Source organism: Mycobacterium sp. IDUB_36, assembly GCF_055419225.1.
In genome coordinates this window covers 3,179,883-3,199,017 of the sequence record NZ_JBVAXH010000001.1, presented here as the reverse complement: position 1 = coordinate 3,199,017, position 19,135 = coordinate 3,179,883, and the positions used below count along the sequence as shown (strand labels likewise).

The window sequence follows — 19,135 nt, the reverse complement described above, 5'->3', positions numbered from 1 at the left end:
GCGTTCCCTGCGGGGTCGCACCCGTCATGGTCAGCAGCGCGGATCGCCGTTCGGCGGCAGCACCGATTCGACGCGCTCGTTGTTGCGGAACACCGCGCCGTTGGGAACACAGGTCAGCACACCGTTGACCGTCATCCACGCTCCGCCGGTGAGGGGTCGGTTGCGGTCCTGCCCGTTGTTGGGCTGTTGACCATTCCCGCGGTTCGCGTTGTTGAGGACGTCGTCGGCGATCCCCTTGGCCTGCTTCTCTTTACACTGCTGCACCTGCTCGGCGGGGAGTTGGTCGCAGTCGTTGGGGTTGTCGGCGCTCGCGATCGGCAGCCACGCCATCGAAGCGGTGGCCAACAGCGAAAACGCGGTGACAGCAACAGAATTCTTCAACATGACGCCGACGCTAGGCGCGACAAGGCCGTTGCGATACAGGGATTTCCCTGTCGTTTTGCCCCGAACCGTCAGTGCGGAGTGAGCCCGAAGTGCGAATAGCACGGCTCGGCGGTTTGGCCGACGGTGGTGAAGAGTGCCGGCGACCACATGGTGGGGACGCCGTTGATCAGCCAGCAGTTCTTGTCCGACATATCGATGGCCTTTTGTCCCTGCTCCGGCGCCTGTTTCGCCTGATCCGCGGCTTGCTTGGCCTGATCTGCGGCTTGCTTGGCCTGGTCGAGGCCCTGCTTCGTCTCACCCGTAGCGCGGTTAGCGGCCGCCGCGGCTTTGTCCTGCTGGCACTGCTGCACCTGTTCGGCTGGCACGTGATCGCAGTCGGGCTCGTCGGCGCCGGCGACCGGCGACCAGCCCACCGAGACCGCGGCCAACAGCAAAAACAGGTTCATACCAGCAGATTTTTTGAACATGACACCGACGCTAGGGGCGGCGGCGTCGTCGCGATACAGGGATTTCCCTTGTATCCGGCCGCCGCCGTTGGTCAGGCAGGAAGCTGAGCTCGCCGCACCGCGGTGACGCGATCGGTGTGCCACCCGGCCTGACGACACGCCTCGATCGCATCCTCGGCGGAATCCGCGGCAAGCACCCCGTAGAAGGTCTCGTCGGTGGGTGCTGTCAACGCTCCCAGCAGCCGCACCCGCAGTGCGCTGGTGACCTGCTTGAGCCGCTCAACGGCCCGGTCGAAAGGCATTGTCGCCAAGTCGGGCTGGTACCACTCCACCAAGAAGCAAGGTTCGGTCGACCCGTTAGTGGACACGTGTTGGACGGTACCCTGCCCACCCCTGTGAAGAATCAGGGCTTTCCCTGGGAATCCCCTGTATTCAAGGCTCCGGCCAGGCCGCTCCGGGACCGGATGCCGAGCTTCCGGTAGACGCTGCTGAGGTTCATCTCCACAGTCTTGGGTGCGATGAACAGCTCCGCGGCAATCTGCTTGTTCGATATGCCGGACGCCGCGAGTTCGGCAACCCGCCGCTCGGCCGCGGTCAGCCCGTGGCCGTCCGCGACCGGGACGTTCAGCCGCTCCAATTCGATCCGGGTGCGCCGGGACCACAGCGGTGCGCCCAGCCGCTCGAAGGTCTCGAGGGCTAAGCACAAGGTCGCTTCGGCCGCTTGCTTTCGGCGCCGGCGTCGTTGTAACTGGCCGAGCAGTAACTGGGTGCGCGCCAGCTCGAAGGGCATCGGCAGTCGCTGATGGTGGCGTACCGCGTCGTGCGCGGCATCGTCGGCGGCGTCGAGATCGCCGCGGGCCGCCAGCACATGACTCCGCCCGCGGGCCCCCGTCGCCAGCATCCACGCGCGATCATGTTTCGCCCCATTGCTTTCCAGGGCGGCGACGAGCGGCTCGGCCTCATCGATGCGCCCGAGCGCGGTCAATGCCTCGATCGCGTCGGGTAGGTAAGCGCCCACCATGATCTCGGTGCCGTGCTCCGGGTCGAACGAAGCCAGCAGCGGTCCCAAAGCCGTGAGCGCCTCGGCGTAATTGCCCAGCGATACCTCGATGAAACCGAGCGTCGTGATGGCGGGACCCACCAGAAACTCGGTTCCGATGGCTCGCGCCGCGTTGATCGCCGCCCAGGCGGCGGTCCGTGTGTCGTTTTCGCGGCCGGTGTACGAGGACACCGCGGCCTGACAGGTCCATGAACTGGCGAGCATGTGTCTGCCGCCCAACTGCTCGGCACGCTGCACGGCGTCGTCGGCCGTTGCGGCGGCCTCGGGGTAGCGGCCAAGCCACAAGTCGATCATCGTCGCGTGGTGCGCTACCCACAGGATGTCGACCTCATTGCCCTCCTGCAGGTATCGACGTTGCACCTTGTGCATCCGGTCGCAGGCGGTGACCAGGTCCCCCTCCCAGCCGGCGACCACCGCCGACACCGCGGTGGCCTGGAAGGTGGCGCCCGCCCATCCGCCCGGCGTTTCCAACTCCAGTGCTCGCTGCATCGCCGGCCGGTCGAACCCGAGACCGTGGAGAAACCGCACCGTCACCCACATCGCCAACGCCGGGCTGAGCAGGCTGTCGATGCCCAGCCGTTCGGCCTCGGCGACCGCGACGCGCGCATGGTCGACGGCTGCCGCCATCTGCCCGGCGAGACCCGTTGCGGGCGTCAGTAGCAGTCGGCCCTGCACCTGCAGCACGGGATCGCGTGCTTCGTCGACCGCCTGGGTCAGCGCCGTCACGGCTGCGGACATGCTTTCGTCGTGCCCGGTGACCGCGGCGAGCAGCATCAGGCCGCCACAACGCAGCGTGCTCCCCGGCTCCAAGCGATCGATCGTCGAACGCAGGCGTAGGCCTGCGCGATCGAGCGCACCGGAGCGGAAGTGATGCTCCGCGGCGCGGATGCGCCGCAGGGGCGTATCACCGCCGAGTTTGATTGCCAGCTCGATCAATTCCGCCGCCACCGCCGGAGCGCCCTGCGCCACAGTGACTTCGGCGGCCCGATCCAACGCCTCCAGTGTGGCCGCGTCGCCGGTGGTGGCCGCCAGCGCCAGGTGGCGCGCCCGCAGTTCGGGTTCGTCGACGGTGTCCGCGAGTTTGCGATGCATCGCTCGCCGCTGCGGCGGGCTCGCCCCGGTGTAGACGCCGCTGGCGAACAGCGGATGACAGAACCGAACCTCGTTGCCGTCCAACTCGACGACCCCGGAGGCCCCGATCGACTCGACGACTTCGACCACGCGGTCGACGGTGAGGCCGACGGCGCGGCTCACTCGTTCGATCGTCGGCAGCGCCGCGCACGCAGCGGCCAACAGCACCGCGCTGAGCTCATCGTCGGGCCGGCCGATCCGCTGTCGCACCAACACGGCCAGCGAATCCGGAAGGTCGACCACGCCGCGGGACGGCTCCTCGGCAACCGAGCGAGCCAGCTCGAGCGCGAAAAACGGGTTACCACCGGATACTTCGTGGATGCGGGTGATCACCGGCCGCGGCAGGGTGTGGCCCAGCCGCTCCGAGATCAGTGCGTGCAAGCCACCGAGCGTGAGGGGCTGCAGCCTGATCCGCGACGTCGAGTCGGGACGGGCGAACTTCAACCACGACGGTGTTTCGCCGTGCCGAGGCTGGCCGATTCGCACGCTGGTCGCGACCCCGATCCGGCCGGTGAGCCGGCGCGCCGCGTACGCGAACACCACCTGACTGGACACATCCAGCCACTGCGCGTCGTCGACGGTCACCAAGACCGGAGTATCGAAACTGCGATGCTGCAGCACGGACAAGAAGGCCGCGGCGACGGTCCGCTCGTTGGTCGGGGGGCCGTCGCCGGCCAGCAGCAGCACCCGCTCCAACGCGGTCCGCTGCACCGCCGGCAGGTCCGCCAGTGCGTCGGTGTCGACCGTCTCCAGCAAGTCGGCGACTGCGGCATATGCGTACCGAGCCTCGGTCAGCGCGCCGCCCGTCGACAGCACGCGGAAGCCCCGGGCGACGGCCGTCTCGGCAACGTTGAGCAAGAAGGTCGTCTTGCCGATGCCGGCTTCGCCTTCGACCACTATCCCCGCAGGTCCGGATGACGCGCGCGTAAAAAACTCGCGCACCGCATGGGATTCGCCGTGCCGCACCAGCAATCCCCCTGTGAGTGCCATCCGCAACCTGGCAGTCAACCTACAGTGGATTCACAGGGGCAATGTCCTTTCGAGCATCATTTGCGCCTGCTATGAGCCAGCTACTTATTCGACCGACGGAACTCCAGCGTCGTCGAGGCCAGGACCGAAAGTATCCGGTACCGCGGGTATTGACTTCTTCAGAACCGCTCCCTACCGTCTGACAGAACGTCGATGACGACGGCGCGGGCGACCATGCAGCGCGCAGCGGTGGACAGGAGCGGCACCATGACCAGTGCAGTGAAGCCGGCGGACCGCGGTCGTGAAGACTTCGCCGACCGATTACTCAAAGGTTCGGTCAAGAAGTCCTACGCGCCGGTCGTCGACATCGATTGGGACGCACCTCTGGACCCGGACAAGTTCTACTTACCGCCCAGGGTGGTGTCGTTGTACGGGACGCCCCTGTGGGACAACATGACTCGCGCCCAGCGCATCGAATTGTCGCGCCAGGAACTGGTGAACACCCTGTCGGCCGGCATCTGGTTCGAGAACATCCTCAACCAGGCGTTGTTGCGCAAGATCATGCACACGGACCCCACCAGCAGCGCCACCCATTACGCGTTGACCGAGCTGGGCGACGAGACCCGGCACATGGTGATGTTCGGTAAGGCCATCGAGCGGGTCGGCGCAAAACCGGTACGCCCCCGGCTCTATCACCGGATGATCATCAACACGTTGCCCTTCTTCTTCCGCGGTTCGGTGCTGTGGGTGGCTGCGCTGATCGGCGAGGAGATCTTCGACTCGCTGCAGCGACAGATGATGGACGATCCCGACTTGCAGCCAATCATCCAGCGGCTGATGCGAATTCACGTCACGGAAGAGGCCCGTCACATCCAGTTCGCCCGCGATGGGCTGCGCAAGCGTTCGCCACAGATGCGCCGCCCCGAGCGGTGGTTCGTCGGCAACGTCAACGGATTGGGCGGTTGGTTCTTCCGGTACCTGTTCACCAACAAAGTTCAGTACGCGCGGGCCGGCTTGGACGCGCGCGAGGCTCGGCGGATCGCGCGGAGCAGTGCGCACCGCCGCGAAGTACAGGTGGCCGGATTCGCGCCGCTGGCGACATTCCTGTCCGAGGTCGGGTTGATGGGCCCGCTGGCGCGCCGCGGATGGACGCGCACCCGGTTCCTGTGACCGAGCGTGTCCACGCTGTCGTCCTCATCGGCGACGGCGACGCCGCCACCGAACTGTTGGCGGCCGGCATCCACGACTTCGTGATCTTCGACCGCGACGCGGTCGGCTCGGTCTTCGACGACGAGACCGATACGTGGACGCTCACCACCGAGGACGGCGAAACCTGCCGCGGCCGGGTCGTCATCGCCTGCGAGTCACCGTTCGTTCCGCTGATCCCCGATGTGTTCGGGCGCAGGGACTTTCGCGGCACCGCGATGCACGCCGCGATGCCCAACGCTTACTTCGACCCGGCCGGCAAACGAGTCGCGGTGCTCGGTGCCGACTCCACATCTGGCGCGCTGATCGAACGGCTGGCCGCGTCGGCGGCACAGGTCGAGGTATTCCCCCTGCCACCCCGACGCTATGTCTCGCGGCCCCGACGGTCCCTGCGCCGGCGTCGCGTCGACGTAGCCCGCTCGCCGATCGAAGAGGTGACGGCGGCCGGTGTCCGTACCGTCGACGGCGTCCACCACGACGCCGACGCGATCGTCTACGGGACCGGGTTCGCCGTACGCGCCGCACTACCGGCCGACGCAGTGGTCGGCGCCCGGGGCCTCACCCTCCAGCAGGCATGGGTCGACGGCGCCGAACCCTACCTCGGGGTGGCGGTACACGGGTTTCCCAACTACTTCACCGTCAGCGGCCAGGACTTCACCGCCGCGATGCGCTATATCGTCGGCTGCCTCACCCTGCTGGGCGACAACACTCGCATCGAGGTGCGGCGTAGTGCCCAGGGCGTGTTCAACGAGCGGGTTCACCTGCGCACACCTTCGTGGCGCGTCGATGCCTCTGCATTCGAGCTGTCGTCCCGTGACGCGGACGCGGACAGCTACGACGGGCCGGCGACCCTGGCCGCCGCTGACACCGTCGAACACGTCCGGGTCGCGCTGACCGGGCGGATCGAACCGGTCGACGGGCAATACCACTGGCAGGGAACAGTTTTCGATGCGATTCCGGCCGAGCTGGTGCGGGCCCGCGCACTCACCGTGACGGTGGGCGAGCACAGCGCCGAGGCGCGTATCACCGAACAGACGCCGCAGGGCACACACTCGATCGCCGGGGTCGGTGCGCCGCCGTACCCGCTGGCACACCCGCAGTTGATCTAGCGGGCGAAACGGTCAGATTGCCTGCCTGACGCAATGGGTAGCCAGTGCGTCGGGGGTGAAAAATGGCAACCAGCAACAGCACGCTCACGGTCGCGTGCCGTAGTGGCCGGATCGGTCATGGCTAGACCAGTCAGTCCGTTGACGGTGTCAGCGAGCATGGCCGGGACCGCCTGCCTGCTCACTGTCCAGGGAACCGCGGACAGCAGCACGTACCTGCGCCTGCGCGATGCGGTTGTCGAGGCTGCGCTGGACGAGCCGTCTGCCGTCATCGTCGACGTCAACGGACTCGACGTGCCCGCGCCGTCGGCGTGGGCGGTATTCACCAGTGCGCACTGGTTGGTCGACACCTGGCCCGCCGTCCCCATTCACCTCGTCTGCGCCGATGCCGGCCGGCGACAAGTGCTGGCGCGCAACGGTATTACCCGCCACATTCGAGTCCATCCCACCGCGGAGATCGCGCTGGCGGCGGCACGTCGATCGGACACTCACCGCGCCGTCGCACGGGTGAGCACCGAGTTGCCGGCATCGCTCACCAGCCTTCGCACCGCCCGCGAGTTCGTTGCGCATCAACTCAGCGCGTGGTCGTTCAGGGACCGCGCGCCGATTGCGACCGTGGCGGCAAACGTGTTCGTCGAGAACGTCCTGCAGCACACCTCCGGTGGACTGGTGCTGGCGCTGGAGACCGACGGCGATGCGCTCACGGTGTCGGTTCGCGACGACAGCTCGACGCCCGCGGCCCGCCACGAGGATCCGCGCCGCGGCGCCGACCGAATCTCCGGCCTGGCGATTGTCGCCTCGGTCTGCCGTGCATGGGGTTGCTCGCCCACCCCGTCCGGTAAGACGGTCTGGGCGATCATCGGTCCCGAAAACCGCCTCTAGCCGCGCTGAACGCCGCAAATCTAGTATTTGCCGAGTAGTGGGAGCCAACTCAGCGAAGGAGACGGTGTGCGATTCAGCTACGCGGAGGCCATGACAGATCCGGCTTACTACATCCCGCTGGCCAAAGCCGCGGAGGCGGCCGGCTATGCCAGCATGACCATCCCGGACAGCGTCGCGTACCCATTTGAGTCTGATTCGAAGTATCCCTACACCCCGGACGGCGATCGGGAATTTCTCGACGGCAAGGCCTTCATCGAAACCTTCGTGCTGACCGCTGCGCTGGGTGCGGTGACGTCGACGCTGCGATTCAACTTCTTCGTCCTCAAACTTCCGATCCGCCCGCCTGCCCTGGTGGCCAAACAGGCCGGCTCACTGACCGCGCTGATCGGCAACCGCCTCGGACTGGGCGTGGGCACCAGCCCGTGGCCCGAGGACTACGAGTTGATGGGAGTTCCGTTTGCCAAGCGCGGCAAGCGAATCGATGAATGTATCGAGATCATCCGGGGTCTGACCACCGGCGACTATTTCGAGTTCCATGGCGAGTTCTACGACATCCCCAAGACGAAGATGACTCCGGCCCCGACGCACCCGATCCCTATCCTGATCGGCGGCCACGCCGATGCCGCGCTGCGACGGGCCGCCCGTGCCGACGGCTGGATGCACGGCGGCGGGGACCCCGACGAGCTGGACCGGCTTCTCAAGCGGCTCAACCAACTTCGCGAAGAAGAAGGCAGGACCGGACCGTTCGAGATCCACGTGATCTCGGTGGACGGCTTCACTCTCGACGGCGTGAAACGCCTCGAGGACAAAGGCGTCACCGATGTGATCGTCGGCTTCCGCATCCCCTACATCAAGGGACCCGACACCGAACCGCTGGACACCAAGATTCGCAACTTGGAGATGTTCGCCGAGAATGTGATCGCCAGAGCCTAGCGGTCGACCACTAAAGTTCAACGGCTACATCGGATCCCACACCGGCGGTCGCTTCTCCATGTGGGCCCTGGCGGCTTCGGTCGGGTTGTTGGTGAAACCAGTCAGGATCTGGGTGCGGTTCTCGATCTCGATCGCATGCCGCAGGCTCGGTGCGTCCAGCGCGGTGTTGAGCCCGATCTTGGTCTGCCACACCCCGAACGCGTTGTTGTCGACGATCGAGCGGGCCTTGGCCAGCGCAACCATCATCAACTCGTCGGCCGGCACCACCTCGTGCACCAGCTTGATCCGGTATGCCTCGTCGGCGTCGATGATCCGGCCGGTCAGCATCAGCTCTCGCGCCACACCGGCTCCGACGATCTTCGGCAGCAGATAGCTGGTACCCATGTCCATCGACGAGAAGCCTGCCTTGATGAACACCGATCCGAATCGGGCGTTCTCCGAAGCGATCCGGATGTCGGAGTGCAGCGCGAACGCCAGCCCGCCGCCGACGGCGACACCGTTGACCGCGGCGATCACCGGTATCGGCAACTCGTAGAGCCGGGTGTACAGGTCGGCCAGCCGGACCTGGGCGTCGTAGTTCACCTTGTACGCCGGAGTGTTCGGCGCGTTGTTGGTCCAGGCTTCTCCGGTGCCGCTCAGGTCGGCTCCCGCGCAGAAGCCGCGACCCGCGCCGGTCAGGACCGCGGCCCGGAACTCACCGCTGCTCAGCGCGTTGAGCGCCTGGTCCATCTCATTGATCAGTGAACCGTCGATCGCGTTGAGCCGATCCGGCCGGTTCAACGTCACTCCGGCGATGTTGTCTTCCAGCGTCTCCAACGTCACAGCGGCCATGAGGCAACCGTAGGGGAAGGCGCGAGTGACACTGAGACTTTGGGCTGATTCGCGGTCGGGCCAGGTCGTAGACGGAATGTCAGCCGCCGCAGCGCGATACCGTGGTCGGCTATGACCGTCACCGTCGCCGAAATCGAGGTCGCCGACCGGCCCGACGCCTGGGCGCGAGCCGGGTTCAGCGTGGACTCCGACGACGTCTGTCGGGTCGGCGGCGTCGACATCCGGCTGACCGGAAACGTTCGTGGCACCGGCATCGTCGGGTGGTCGTTGCGCGGGCTGCCGGGCAGCTCGATCGTCGACCTCGACGGCATTCCCACAGCACGGTCCGATGCGGCCGTCTCGATGCCGGCACTGCACCCCAATGGCGTCACCGACATCGACCACATCGTGGTGTTCTCGCCCGACCTGGGCCGGACGGTCGACGCGTTGGCCGCGATCGGCGTCGAGCCGCGCCGGGAGCGTGACGCCCAGCTCGGCGGGGCACCGATCCGCCAGATCTTCGTGCGGTTCGGCGACGTCATCATCGAGGTCGTCGGCTCACCGGGCGTCACGGACGCGGGACCGTCGACGCTGTGGGGGATCACCTACGAAGTCGCCGACATCGACGCCACCGCCGCCTTCTTCGGCGAGCGCACGGCACCGGTCAAGAACGCCGTACAGCCCGGACGGCGAATCACCACATTGCGTCACAGAGAGCTCGGTATGTCGGTGCGCTCGGCGATGATCTCAGCACCTATTCTCGGCGCATGACTGCGGCAAGCCAGGGAATCGTCGTCATCCACACCGACGGTGGGTGCCGACCGAACCCAGGCCCCGGCGGCTGGGGTGCGGTGCTCCGTCACGGTAGCCATGTCCGCGAGATGTTCGGTGGCGAGCCAGGCGAAACCAGCAACAACCGAATGGAATTGACCGCTCCGATCATGGCTCTGGAGGCGCTCACCCGGCCGGTGGCGGTGCACCTGCACACCGACAGCACCTACGTCCGCAACGGCATCACCAAGTGGGTGCTCGGCTGGGAACGCAACGGGTGGATGACCGCCGCCAAGCAGCCGGTCAAGAACGTCGATCTGTGGAAGCGGCTCCAGATAGCCTGCGCGCGACACCGGGTCGAGTGGTTCTGGGTGAAGGGACACTCCGGAATCGCCGACAACGAGTTGGCCGACCAGTTGGCCACCCGCGGGCTGTTGGAAGCCGGCTGTCCGGCGCCGCTCGCCCGCGGTTAGCTGATACCGGGATCCGCGCAGTCATCGAAGCAGGCGGTTTTTGCTCGCGCGCGCCGAACGTGGTGCGCGGCATGGTCGTAACCCGCCCAATTCCTTCGACGGCATTGATAGCCTGCGCTTGAACGGTTGTCGCCAGATGGAAGGACACTGATGTCCGAAAGTCCCACCGTCATCGAGTACGTGCTGGGCCGATTGAACGAGATCGGCGTGACGGAGATCTTCGGCGTACCCGGTGACTACGCGTTCCCGCTCAACGATGCGATCTGCAATCACCCGACGATCAGCTGGATAGGTTCCTGCAACGAGCTGAACGCCGCCTACTCGGCCGACGGATACGCCCGGGTTCGCGGTGTCGGCGCTGTCAACACCACCTATGGCGTGGGTGAGCTTTCGGCGATCAGCGCAGTAGCCGGCTCCTACGCCGAGAACCTGCCGGTCTTCCACCTCACCGGCATGCCCAGCCTGTCCGCCCAGGCCAACCGGTCGCTGGTGCACCACACCCTGGGCAATGGCGCGTTCGACCTGTTCAAGTCGATGGCCGATACCGTCGTGGCGGCCAGTGCCATCATCACGCCTGCCAATGCCGTCTACGAGACCGAACGCCTGATCGCCGAGGCGCTCTACCACCGGCGCCCGGTCTATCTGGCGTTCCCCTCTGATGTCGTCGATCAGCCCATCTTGACGGCGGTATCGGCGCAGACCTTGCCGAAAAGCAACCCCGAGTCGCTCGCCGCAGCAGCCGACGCGGTCGCTTCGGCGCTGGACGCAGCGGGTACGGTCGCGGTGCTCCCCGGACTGGTCATCGATCGACTCGGCCTGCGCGATGCGGCGGCCGAGCTGATCGAAGCCGCCGGCCTGCCGTTCGCCACGATGTTCTCCGACAAGTCCGTGCTCGACGAGACCCACCCGAACTACATCGGCATGTACGACGGCAAGCTGCTGGACGAGGCAGTCCGCGAGTACGTGGAGAACGCTGAGGTCGTCCTGACCATCGGGACGCTGATGACTGACTTCAACTCCGGTGCGTTCACGTCGAACCTGGACCCCGCACGCACCATCGACGTCGGCGTGCACTCGACCCAGGTCGGGGGAAAGGTCTACCCGAACGTCGAGATGGGCGAACTGCTCAGTGAATTGGCCGGGCGCAAATTCGCGAGCCGGGAACTTCCCGCCATCGAAGTGTCGTCTCTGGTTCCGGTGACGGGCGCGGAGTCCGACCCGATCACCGCCGAAACCCTGTACCCGCGATGGGCCCAGTTCCTCCGCGAGGACGACATACTCATAGCCGAAACCGGGACCAGCTCAATGGGTTTGGCGTTCAGCAAACTTCCCCGGGGTGCACGGTTCCACAACCACACCCTGTGGGGTGCGATCGGGTGGGCGACCCCCGCAGCCTTCGGCGCCGCTCTCGCCGCCAAGGACCGCCGCCTGGTTTTGGTCACCGGCGAGGGTTCGCACCAATTGACGGCACAGGAGATCAGCCAGTTCGGCAGGCATGGCCTCAAACCGGTCATCTTCGTGCTGAACAACAACGGCTATCTCATCGAGCGGCTGCTCTGCAAGGATCCCGACATCGAGTACAACGACCTGGCACAGTGGAACTACTCGGAGTTGCCACATGCGTTGGGCTGCAACGACTGGTACACCCCGCGGGTCACCACCCTGGGGGAACTCGACGAGGCGCTCGAGATCGCCGGCAGAGGCGAGCGCGGCTGCTACATCGAGATCATCACCGCCAAGTACGAGGCTCCGACACTGCCGAAGAAGCTGCACGACAGCATCAAGACGCTGTACAGCAGCTGACGCGTCGGCCTACTCACGCACCACCTGACCGGGTTCCTTGTCGGGCCGCAGTCCGCGCCAACTCGGTTGACGCAGCCGGCCGTCCGACGTCCACTCGCTGTAGCGGACCTCCCCCACCAATGTCGGTCGCACAAAGGTCACGCCTTTGGCATCCTGCGTCGAAAGCCGTGCGCTGAAAGGTGACTCATCGGTGTGCAGCGGCTTGAGTTGCTTCTTGAGATTGTCCAGGTCGCGCTCGGTGAAGCCGGTGCCGACCCGTCCGGCGAACTGCAGCCCATCAGCCCCGGGAATGCCGATCAACAGCGAACCGATGCCGCTGCTGCGCCCGCCCTCGCCCGCGCGCCAGCCGCCGATCACGACTTCCTGCGTGCTCCAATACTTGTCCTTGATCCAAGACGCCGAGCGGCGGCCCGGCTGATAGGTGCTGTCGCGCTTCTTGGCGATCACGCCCTCCCAGCGCTGCTTGCGCGAATACTCCAGCGCCTCGGCCCCGTCACCGGACAGCAGATCTGGCACGTTCAGCCCGCCAGCAGAAGCCAGCGTTTCCAACAGCTTTCGCCGATCCCGGTACTTTGCCCGCAACAGCGACCGGCCGTCGAGGTACAACAGGTCGAAGGCCCGGAACTCGACGCGGGTGGCCCGCGCCCGGTTCTGCATTTCGGAGAAACTCGGCACACCGGTCGCGTCGAGCGCGACGACCTCACCGTCGAGCACGGCGTGGTGGTCGCCGAGATCGGCGGCCAGCGAACGGAGTTGGGGGAATTCGCCGGTGAGATCACGCCCGCTGCGCGATCGCAGTCGCACCACGCCGTGGTCGGCATCGACCAGCAAGCGGTAGCCGTCCCATTTGGCCTCGAACGCCCATTGGGTTGCGGTGAGCTTCTCCACCGAACCGTGGGTGGCCAGCATCGGCGCCAGCTCGTCGAAATCGAAGACGTGCTGATCCTTCATCCGGTGCGCCAACCATTGGCTGCCGCCGGTCTGGATCAGCGCGTAACGGCCCGAAATACGTTGCCCGTGCAGGGTGACGATGACTTCGTCTTCGTTGAACTTCTCGGTGTCGTAGGTGCCGGAATCCCAGATCACCACCTTGCCGCCGCCGTACTCCCCTTTCGGGATCGTCCCCTCGAAAGTTCCGTATTCGAGTGGGTGGTCTTCGGTGTGAACAGCGAGATGGTTGACCGCGGTGGTCTCCGGCAGATTCTTCGGCACCGCCCAGGAGACCAGCACGCCGTCGCGCTCGAGGCGAAAGTCGTAGTGCAGCCGGCGGGCGTGATGCTCCTGAATGACGAAAGTATTGCCCTGTCCGACAGCAGGTTTGGCTTTGGGCACCGGCTCCGGTGTCTTGGTGGCGTCACGCATGCTGCGGTACTTCGTCAGCCGGTCCGGGGAACTCGTGTCGGCATCCAACCCCGCGAGCAGGTCGCCGTCGCGTCGAACTCGCTCGAGCACTTCGTCGAAGCGCAACTGACGCAGCTTCGTGTCGTCGAGTTCGTCCCACGTGCGCGGCGCGGCGACGGTCGGCTGCTCGCGGCCGCGCAGCGAATACGGCGCTATGGTCGTTTTGGAGCCGTTGTTCTGGCTCCAGTCCACGAACACCTTGCCCGCTCGCACGCTCTTGGTCATGGTCGAGGTGACCAGCTTGGGCATCGACGTTTCCAATTGCTGCGCAACGCGTTTCGCCAGAGTAGACGCCCCCCTGCTGCTCACCGGTGTGTCCAGCGGGCTATAGAGGTGCAGGCCTTTGCTGCCGCTGGTCAGTGGGAACGTCGTCAGTCCGATGTCGGCGATCAGGTCACGTACCGCGCGGGCCACCTTGGCCAGCTGCGCCATCGTCACACCCTCACCCGGGTCGAGATCGAACACCAGGCGGGTGGCCGGTCCGGGACTGAGCTGTTCACCTTTGCGCGTCCACTCGGCCTCGAAACGCCATTGCGGCACATGGACTTCCAGTGCCGCCTGCTGTGCGATCCACGCCAGACCGTCGACACTGTCGATGATCGGATAGGTGGTGGTTCCCGATTTGTGGGCGATGCTGCCGCGCGGCAGCCACTCGGGAGCCGAGGACGCCAATTGCTTTTCAAAAAACGAAGATTGGTTAACGCCGTTAGGCCATCGCTTGCGGGTCGCAGCGCGTCCGGCGATGTGCGGAATCATCACTTCCGCGATACCGGTGTAGTAATCGAAGATCTCGGACTTCGTGGTGCCGGTTGCCGGATACAAGACCTTGTCGGCGTTGGTCAACCGCACCCGCTGCGCCATGGTCTCAAGCTACGCCGCCGAAAACCCGCCTCACCACCTCTTATGCCCGCGTCCACCGGATCGCTGTGTAAAGACGTCGTGACATAAACCACTGAAACGTTTAAGCACGAGCTGTGAAAGGGCACGGAGGGGCATGCGCAAAGTAATTCCTTGGCGGCCAAGCGCCGGAGTTCCGCTCAATAACGACACTCTCGACACCATCCCGATGCGGGCCCAACGCGTCGACGTGCCGAACTACGACCGAGCCAGCCTGCAACGGGGCGTCGTCCACATCGGCGCCGGCAACTTCCACCGTGCTCACCAGGCCGTCTACTTCGACGACCTGGCCAGTTCCGGCGTATCGAACCAGTGGGGTGTCACCGGAATCAGCCTGCGGTCCCGCGATGTCAAAGACGTGCTGTCGGCTCAGGACGGGCTCTACACCGTCGTGGAGCGCGGCCATGAGGGCGAGACCGCCCGGGTGATCGGCTCGATCGGCTCCGTCCACTACGCGCCCAACGACGGCACGGCGGTGCGGGCCGCCCTGGCCGATCCGCACACCCGTGTCGTCAGCCTCACCATCACCGGTAACGGCTACTTCCTCGATCCGGTCACCCGCGAGTTCGACGCCAGCCATCCCGACGTCCGGGCCGACCTGTTCAGTAACGGCAGCTACGTCACCGCGTGGGGATACCTGGCCGAGGCGCTGGAGATGCGTCGTCGCGCCGGAACCACGCCGTTCACGGTGATGTGCTGCGACAACATTCCGGACAACACCGCCGCCGCGCGTACCGCGCTCGTCTCGTTCGCCGCGCTGAAGGATCCGGGGCTGGCCCGTTGGATCGACGCGCATGTGGCGTTTCCGTCGACGATGGTCGACCGCATCACCCCGCAGACTTCGGAGGACGAGGTCGAATTCGTCCGGCAGAGGTTCGGGATCGCCGACAAGTGGCCGGTGCTCACCGAGCCGTACTCGCAGTGGGTCATCGAAGACAACTTCTGCGACGGACGCCCGCCGCTGGACGAGGTCGGCGCCCAGTTCGTCTCCAACGTCAGCGACCACAAGCTGGTGAAAACCCGTCTGCTCAACGGAACTCACATCGCGATGTCGACCTTGGCCATGCTGGCCGGATACCGGCGTACGGACGAGGCGATGGGCAACGAGGCCATCCGTGACTTCGTCGAGCAGCTGCTGCGCGACGAGATCCAGCCGCTGCTGCCGGCGGTGCCCGGGATGAACACGCCGGAGTACCGGGATTCGTTGCTGTCCCGCCTCAGCAATCCGCAGATGAGCGACCAGTTGACCCGACTGGCCCGCCGGGGATCGGAGAAGATCGCGTCGTTCCTGCTGCCGTCGTTGCAGGAGGCCATCGACCAGGGCCGTCCGCACACGTTGCTGATGCTCGCGCTGGCCGGCTGGATCCGTTACCTGCGGGGTTATGACCTGAAGGGCTGCGCGCTGCGCGTCGACGACCCCGAGAAGGAGTTGCTGACCAAGCTGGCGACGATGGACGGCAACAATCCCGAGCCGGTGCTGCGCCACGAGATCTTCGCCGAACTTCGGACGGTCCCTGGATTCACCGACCGTCTGCGCGCGATGATCACTGACATCGACCAGCGCGGGGTGATCACGACACTGCGCGAGGCGCTCGGCAACAACGAACGGGAGCTGGTGCTGCAATGAGTCAGCCGCTGGAATTCGTCCGCCCGTTCGACCCGGCGTCGATCACGACGCTACTGCTGGACGCCGATGACAACCTGTTCCCTTCCGAGTCACCCGCGTTCGACGCCTCAGCCGAGGTGACCACCCAGTTTCTGGCCCGGTTCGGCGTCGACTCGCCGCTGAGCGGTGACGAACTCCGGAAGAAGGCCGTCGGCAAGAACTTTCGGAGTACAGCAACGGATCTGGCTGTGCTGAGCGGAGTTCCGTTCGAGAAGGCCCTGGCCCAGAGCCGCCCGGACGCGCGGGTGGCGTCCGACCGCGAGTTGGCCGATGGTCACGCGTTGACCGCTGACGAGCTGGAACAATGGGTGCGCCGTGAGCGTGAACAGGTGACCGCCCATCTGGCCGTCACGCTGCAGCCGGACCCTAATGTGCTTGTGCCACTACAAGATCTGGCACCGCGCTTTGCGTTGGCCGCCGTTAGCTCCAGCGCACTGGGCAGATTGAAGGCATCGTTCACCGCTGCGGGCCTCGATCAGCTCGTTCCCGAGGCGGTGCGCTTCAGTGCCGAAGACTCGCTCGAAGTGCCGATCAGCAAGCCCGATCCCGCGGTGTACCTCGAGGCCGGCCGCGTGCTGGGCGTCGAAGGCCCGCACGGGTTGGCCGTCGAAGACTCGGTACCCGGTGTGACCTCGGCTGTTGCCGCCGGGTACTACGCCGTCGGTAACGTGATGTTTGTGCCCGCCGACGAAAGACAGAGCCGCATCGCGGATTTGATCGATGCCGGTGCGGTTGCCGTCACCGACTCGTGGCGGGCGCTGGCCGACGCCCTCATTCTGGCGGCCGTATCGACCGGAGGTCCCGCGCTCACCTAGGCATCGCGACCCGGAAGGAGTTCTGCAGTCGTGCCTGACGCAATAGCCCTGAACAATTCGGCACTGCCGGATTTGCCGATTGATGCACCGAAATACGATCGCTCCGATGTCACCGTCGGAATCGCGCACATCGGTGCCGGCCACTTTCACCGCGCTCACCAAGCCGCCTACATCAACCTGCTGCTACAGCAGGGGCTGGCTCACGACTGGGGCATCTGCGGCGTTGGTGTGATGCCGGCCGATTGGACCATGCGCGACGTGCTCAACGATCAGGATGGGCTCTACACGCTGATCTTGGAGCACCCGGACGGGACCCGCAGCGCCCAGGTGATCGGCTCGATCATCGACTACCGCTACGCCCCGGACGACCCGGAGTCCGCGTTGGAGGTGCTGGCGGCGGAGTCGACTCGGATCATTTCGCTGACCATCACCGAGGGTGGCTATCTGGATCCGGACGGACCGGCGTTCGCGTTGATCACCGAGGCGCTCGCCCGGCGCCGCAGCAAGGGCATCCCGGCGCCGACGATCGTCTCGTGCGACAACATCGAAAACAACGGCGAGGTCGCCAAGCGCACCGTGCTGGCCAGCGCCGAGCGGGTCGATCCCGAGTTGGCCGAGTGGATCGGCGAACATGCCCGGTTCCCCAGCTCGATGGTCGACCGCATCACTCCCGCAACGACGTTGGAGATGGCGGCGGAAGTGCGCCGCGATTTCGCCGTCGACGACCGGTGGCCGGTAGTGGCCGAGCCGTTCAGCGCCTGGGTGATCGAGGACGACTTCGCCCAGGGCCGGCCGCCGCTGGAGAAGGCGGGCGTGCTGGTGGTCGACGACGTCCGGCCATACGAGTTGATGAAGCTGCGGATGCTGAACGCAGGCCACCAGTGCCTGTGCTACTTCGCCCACCTGTGCGGCTTCGAGTTCGTCCACGACGCGGCGCAGGATCCGGTGTTCGCCAAATACCTGCAGACCTACTTCGAGACCGAGGCCATCCCGACGCTGCCGCCGGTGCCCGGCATCGACCTGCACCAGTTCGGTCAGACGCTGATCGAACGATTCGCCAACCCGGCGGTGCGCGACACTGTCGCCCGGATCTGCGCCTACTCGTCGGACCGCATCCCGAAGTGGCTGTTCCCCGTCATCAGCGACAACCTTGCCAACGACGGGCCGGTGGCAATGGCGTCCGCGGCGGTCGCCAGCTGGGCGCGTTACGCGGAGGGTGTCGACGAGTGGGGTGAGCCCTACGAGGTGCTCGACCAGTTGGCCGATTCGCTGATCCCGATCGCCCGGTCGCAGCACGAGAATCCCAACGCGTTCATCGAGGTCACGGCGGTGTTCGCCGACCTGGCGCACCAGCACCGCTTTGTCGAGTCCTACCGGTGGGCGCTGGATTCGCTGCACAGCAAGGGGGCGCGTGCGACGTTGGAGGCGTTGGTGCAATGAGCCGTGGGCTGGTGATCGGCGAAGCACTCATCGACATCGTCCAGGACGGTCACCAGGTGATCGGCGAGCATGTCGGCGGGAGTCCGCTCAACGTCGCGGTCGGACTCGCCCGGCTGGGCCGCGACGTCGACTTCCTCACCCACATCGGCGACGACGCCTACGGTCGCCGGATTACCGAATACGTCAAAGCGTCCGGGGCGCAACTTGTTTCGGGCAGCGACAGTGCGGCGCGAACGACCACGGCACGCGCCACGGTCGCCCAAGACGGCTCCGCCAGCTATGAATTCGACCTGGACTGGCAACTGTCCGGTACGCCGCCGGTCCCACCGCCGCTGTTCGTGCACACCGGATCCATTGCCGCGGTGCACGATCCGGGCTGTTTGGCGGTCGCCGCGTTGGTCGACGCCTACCGGGTGTCGGCCACCGTCAGCTTCGATCCCAACGTGCGGCCGTCATTGATCGCCGACCGGGAACTGGCCCGCACCCGCATCGAGCATCTCGTCGAACGCAGCGACATCGTCAAGGTCAGCGACGAGGACTTGCGCTGGCTGCACCCTGATCGGGAGCCGGAGGACGTCGCCCGGACCTGGCAGGCGCTCGGTCCGGCGATCGTCGCGGTGACCATGGCCGATCAGGGCGCCGAGGCCGTGTGCGCGGCCGGCGCGGTGCGGGTTCCGGCCCGGTCGTCTCGGGTCGTCGACACCGTGGGCGCCGGTGATTCGTTCATGGTCGGACTGCTCGACGCCCTGTGGGCGCAGGGACTGCTGGGCGCCGAGCGGAGGGCCGAACTCGCCGCACTCGACCTCGAGGCCCTGACCGCCGCGCTGGAGGCCGGGAGTGCCGTGGCGGCGGTGACCGTTGGCCGCGCCGGCGCCGATCTGCCGGACCGTGAGGCGTTGACCGCCGCGGCGCAGCAGCGATAGACGCGTATCCGCCCCCTCC

The 19,135-nt window shown here is 66.1% G+C and carries 17 protein-coding genes; 11 read left to right on the top strand and 6 right to left on the bottom strand.

All coding sequences use genetic code 11. The features are described from left to right. Positions 1-30: 30 nt before the first annotated feature. The 4 genes from ACZYW1_RS15895 to ACZYW1_RS15880 form a co-directional block, all read right to left on the bottom strand. Positions 31-384, bottom strand: coding sequence for a hypothetical protein (locus ACZYW1_RS15895; protein WP_463787142.1), 354 nt, complete (start codon positions 382-384; stop codon positions 31-33). Positions 385-452: 68 nt separating this feature from the next. Further along, entirely contained in the window at positions 453-830 is a 378-nt protein-coding gene (locus ACZYW1_RS15890; protein ID WP_463787141.1) for a hypothetical protein, read from the bottom strand. Between the two features lie 92 nt (positions 831-922). Continuing rightward, positions 923-1,198, bottom strand: a complete 276-nt coding sequence (locus ACZYW1_RS15885) for a hypothetical protein (protein WP_463787140.1) — start codon at positions 1,196-1,198, stop codon at positions 923-925. Positions 1,199-1,233: 35 nt separating this feature from the next. Then, the gene (locus tag ACZYW1_RS15880) at positions 1,234-4,011 is read right to left on the bottom strand and encodes a helix-turn-helix transcriptional regulator (protein WP_463787139.1); all 2,778 of its coding nucleotides are present in this window, start codon (positions 4,009-4,011) and stop codon (positions 1,234-1,236) included. A 246-nt stretch (positions 4,012-4,257) separates the two neighbouring features. Here ACZYW1_RS15880 and ACZYW1_RS15875 point away from each other — a divergent pair, with 246 nt between their 5' ends. The 4 genes from ACZYW1_RS15875 (at position 4,258) to ACZYW1_RS15860 (ending at position 8,117) form a co-directional block, all read left to right on the top strand. After that, the gene (locus ACZYW1_RS15875; protein ID WP_463787138.1) at positions 4,258-5,160 is read left to right on the top strand and encodes an AurF N-oxygenase family protein; all 903 of its coding nucleotides are present in this window, start codon (positions 4,258-4,260) and stop codon (positions 5,158-5,160) included. After that, positions 5,136-6,305, top strand: a complete 1,170-nt coding sequence (locus ACZYW1_RS15870; protein WP_463787137.1) for a DUF4873 domain-containing protein — start codon at positions 5,136-5,138, stop codon at positions 6,303-6,305. The genes ACZYW1_RS15875 and ACZYW1_RS15870 overlap by 25 nt, the downstream gene beginning before the upstream one ends. Before the next feature lie 117 nt (positions 6,306-6,422). After that, the gene (locus tag ACZYW1_RS15865) at positions 6,423-7,184 is read left to right on the top strand and encodes a sulfate transporter (protein WP_463787136.1); all 762 of its coding nucleotides are present in this window, start codon (positions 6,423-6,425) and stop codon (positions 7,182-7,184) included. A gap of 66 nt (positions 7,185-7,250) precedes the next feature. Continuing rightward, positions 7,251-8,117 (top strand): TIGR03619 family F420-dependent LLM class oxidoreductase, encoded by an 867-nt coding sequence (locus tag ACZYW1_RS15860; RefSeq protein ID WP_463787135.1) that lies wholly within the window; start codon positions 7,251-7,253, stop codon positions 8,115-8,117. A gap of 24 nt (positions 8,118-8,141) precedes the next feature. On the opposite strand, the gene ACZYW1_RS15855 is transcribed toward ACZYW1_RS15860, so the two are convergent. Beyond that, positions 8,142-8,948 carry an enoyl-CoA hydratase/isomerase family protein gene (locus tag ACZYW1_RS15855; RefSeq protein ID WP_463787134.1) on the bottom strand — a complete coding sequence of 269 codons (807 nt, stop codon included), beginning with the start codon at positions 8,946-8,948 and terminating at the stop codon, positions 8,142-8,144. Between the two features lie 111 nt (positions 8,949-9,059). Between ACZYW1_RS15855 and ACZYW1_RS15850 the strand changes: the two genes are divergently transcribed. The 3 genes from ACZYW1_RS15850 (at position 9,060) to ACZYW1_RS15840 (ending at position 11,974) form a co-directional block, all read left to right on the top strand. Beyond that, the gene (locus tag ACZYW1_RS15850; protein ID WP_463787133.1) at positions 9,060-9,698 is read left to right on the top strand and encodes a VOC family protein; all 639 of its coding nucleotides are present in this window, start codon (positions 9,060-9,062) and stop codon (positions 9,696-9,698) included. Next, positions 9,695-10,171 (top strand): ribonuclease HI, encoded by a 477-nt coding sequence (gene rnhA, locus ACZYW1_RS15845; RefSeq protein WP_463787132.1) that lies wholly within the window; start codon positions 9,695-9,697, stop codon positions 10,169-10,171. Before ACZYW1_RS15850 ends, rnhA begins: the two co-directional genes overlap by 4 nt. A gap of 150 nt (positions 10,172-10,321) precedes the next feature. Next, entirely contained in the window at positions 10,322-11,974 is a 1,653-nt protein-coding gene (locus tag ACZYW1_RS15840; protein ID WP_463787130.1) for an alpha-keto acid decarboxylase family protein, read from the top strand. A gap of 9 nt (positions 11,975-11,983) precedes the next feature. On the opposite strand, the gene ACZYW1_RS15835 is transcribed toward ACZYW1_RS15840, so the two are convergent. Further along, a complete protein-coding gene (locus ACZYW1_RS15835) occupies positions 11,984-14,236 on the bottom strand; it encodes an ATP-dependent DNA ligase (RefSeq protein ID WP_463787129.1) in 2,253 nt (750 codons plus the stop codon). A gap of 133 nt (positions 14,237-14,369) precedes the next feature. Between ACZYW1_RS15835 and ACZYW1_RS15830 the strand changes: the two genes are divergently transcribed. Genes ACZYW1_RS15830 through ACZYW1_RS15815 form a run of 4 tightly spaced genes read left to right on the top strand, consistent with a single transcriptional unit; the run spans position 14,370 to position 19,116 of the window. Next, a complete protein-coding gene (locus tag ACZYW1_RS15830) occupies positions 14,370-15,899 on the top strand; it encodes a mannitol dehydrogenase family protein (protein ID WP_463787128.1) in 1,530 nt (509 codons plus the stop codon). Next, complete coding sequence (locus tag ACZYW1_RS15825) at positions 15,896-16,753, top strand: HAD family hydrolase (RefSeq protein WP_463787127.1); 858 nt, start codon at positions 15,896-15,898, stop codon at positions 16,751-16,753. The genes ACZYW1_RS15830 and ACZYW1_RS15825 overlap by 4 nt, the downstream gene beginning before the upstream one ends. A 30-nt stretch (positions 16,754-16,783) precedes the next feature. Beyond that, positions 16,784-18,193: a mannitol dehydrogenase family protein gene (locus tag ACZYW1_RS15820; protein ID WP_463787126.1), complete on the top strand. Its 1,410-nt coding sequence runs from the start codon at positions 16,784-16,786 to the stop codon at positions 18,191-18,193. Continuing rightward, positions 18,190-19,116 (top strand): carbohydrate kinase family protein, encoded by a 927-nt coding sequence (locus ACZYW1_RS15815; RefSeq protein WP_463787125.1) that lies wholly within the window; start codon positions 18,190-18,192, stop codon positions 19,114-19,116. The genes ACZYW1_RS15820 and ACZYW1_RS15815 overlap by 4 nt, the downstream gene beginning before the upstream one ends. Positions 19,117-19,135: the final 19 nt, after the last annotated feature.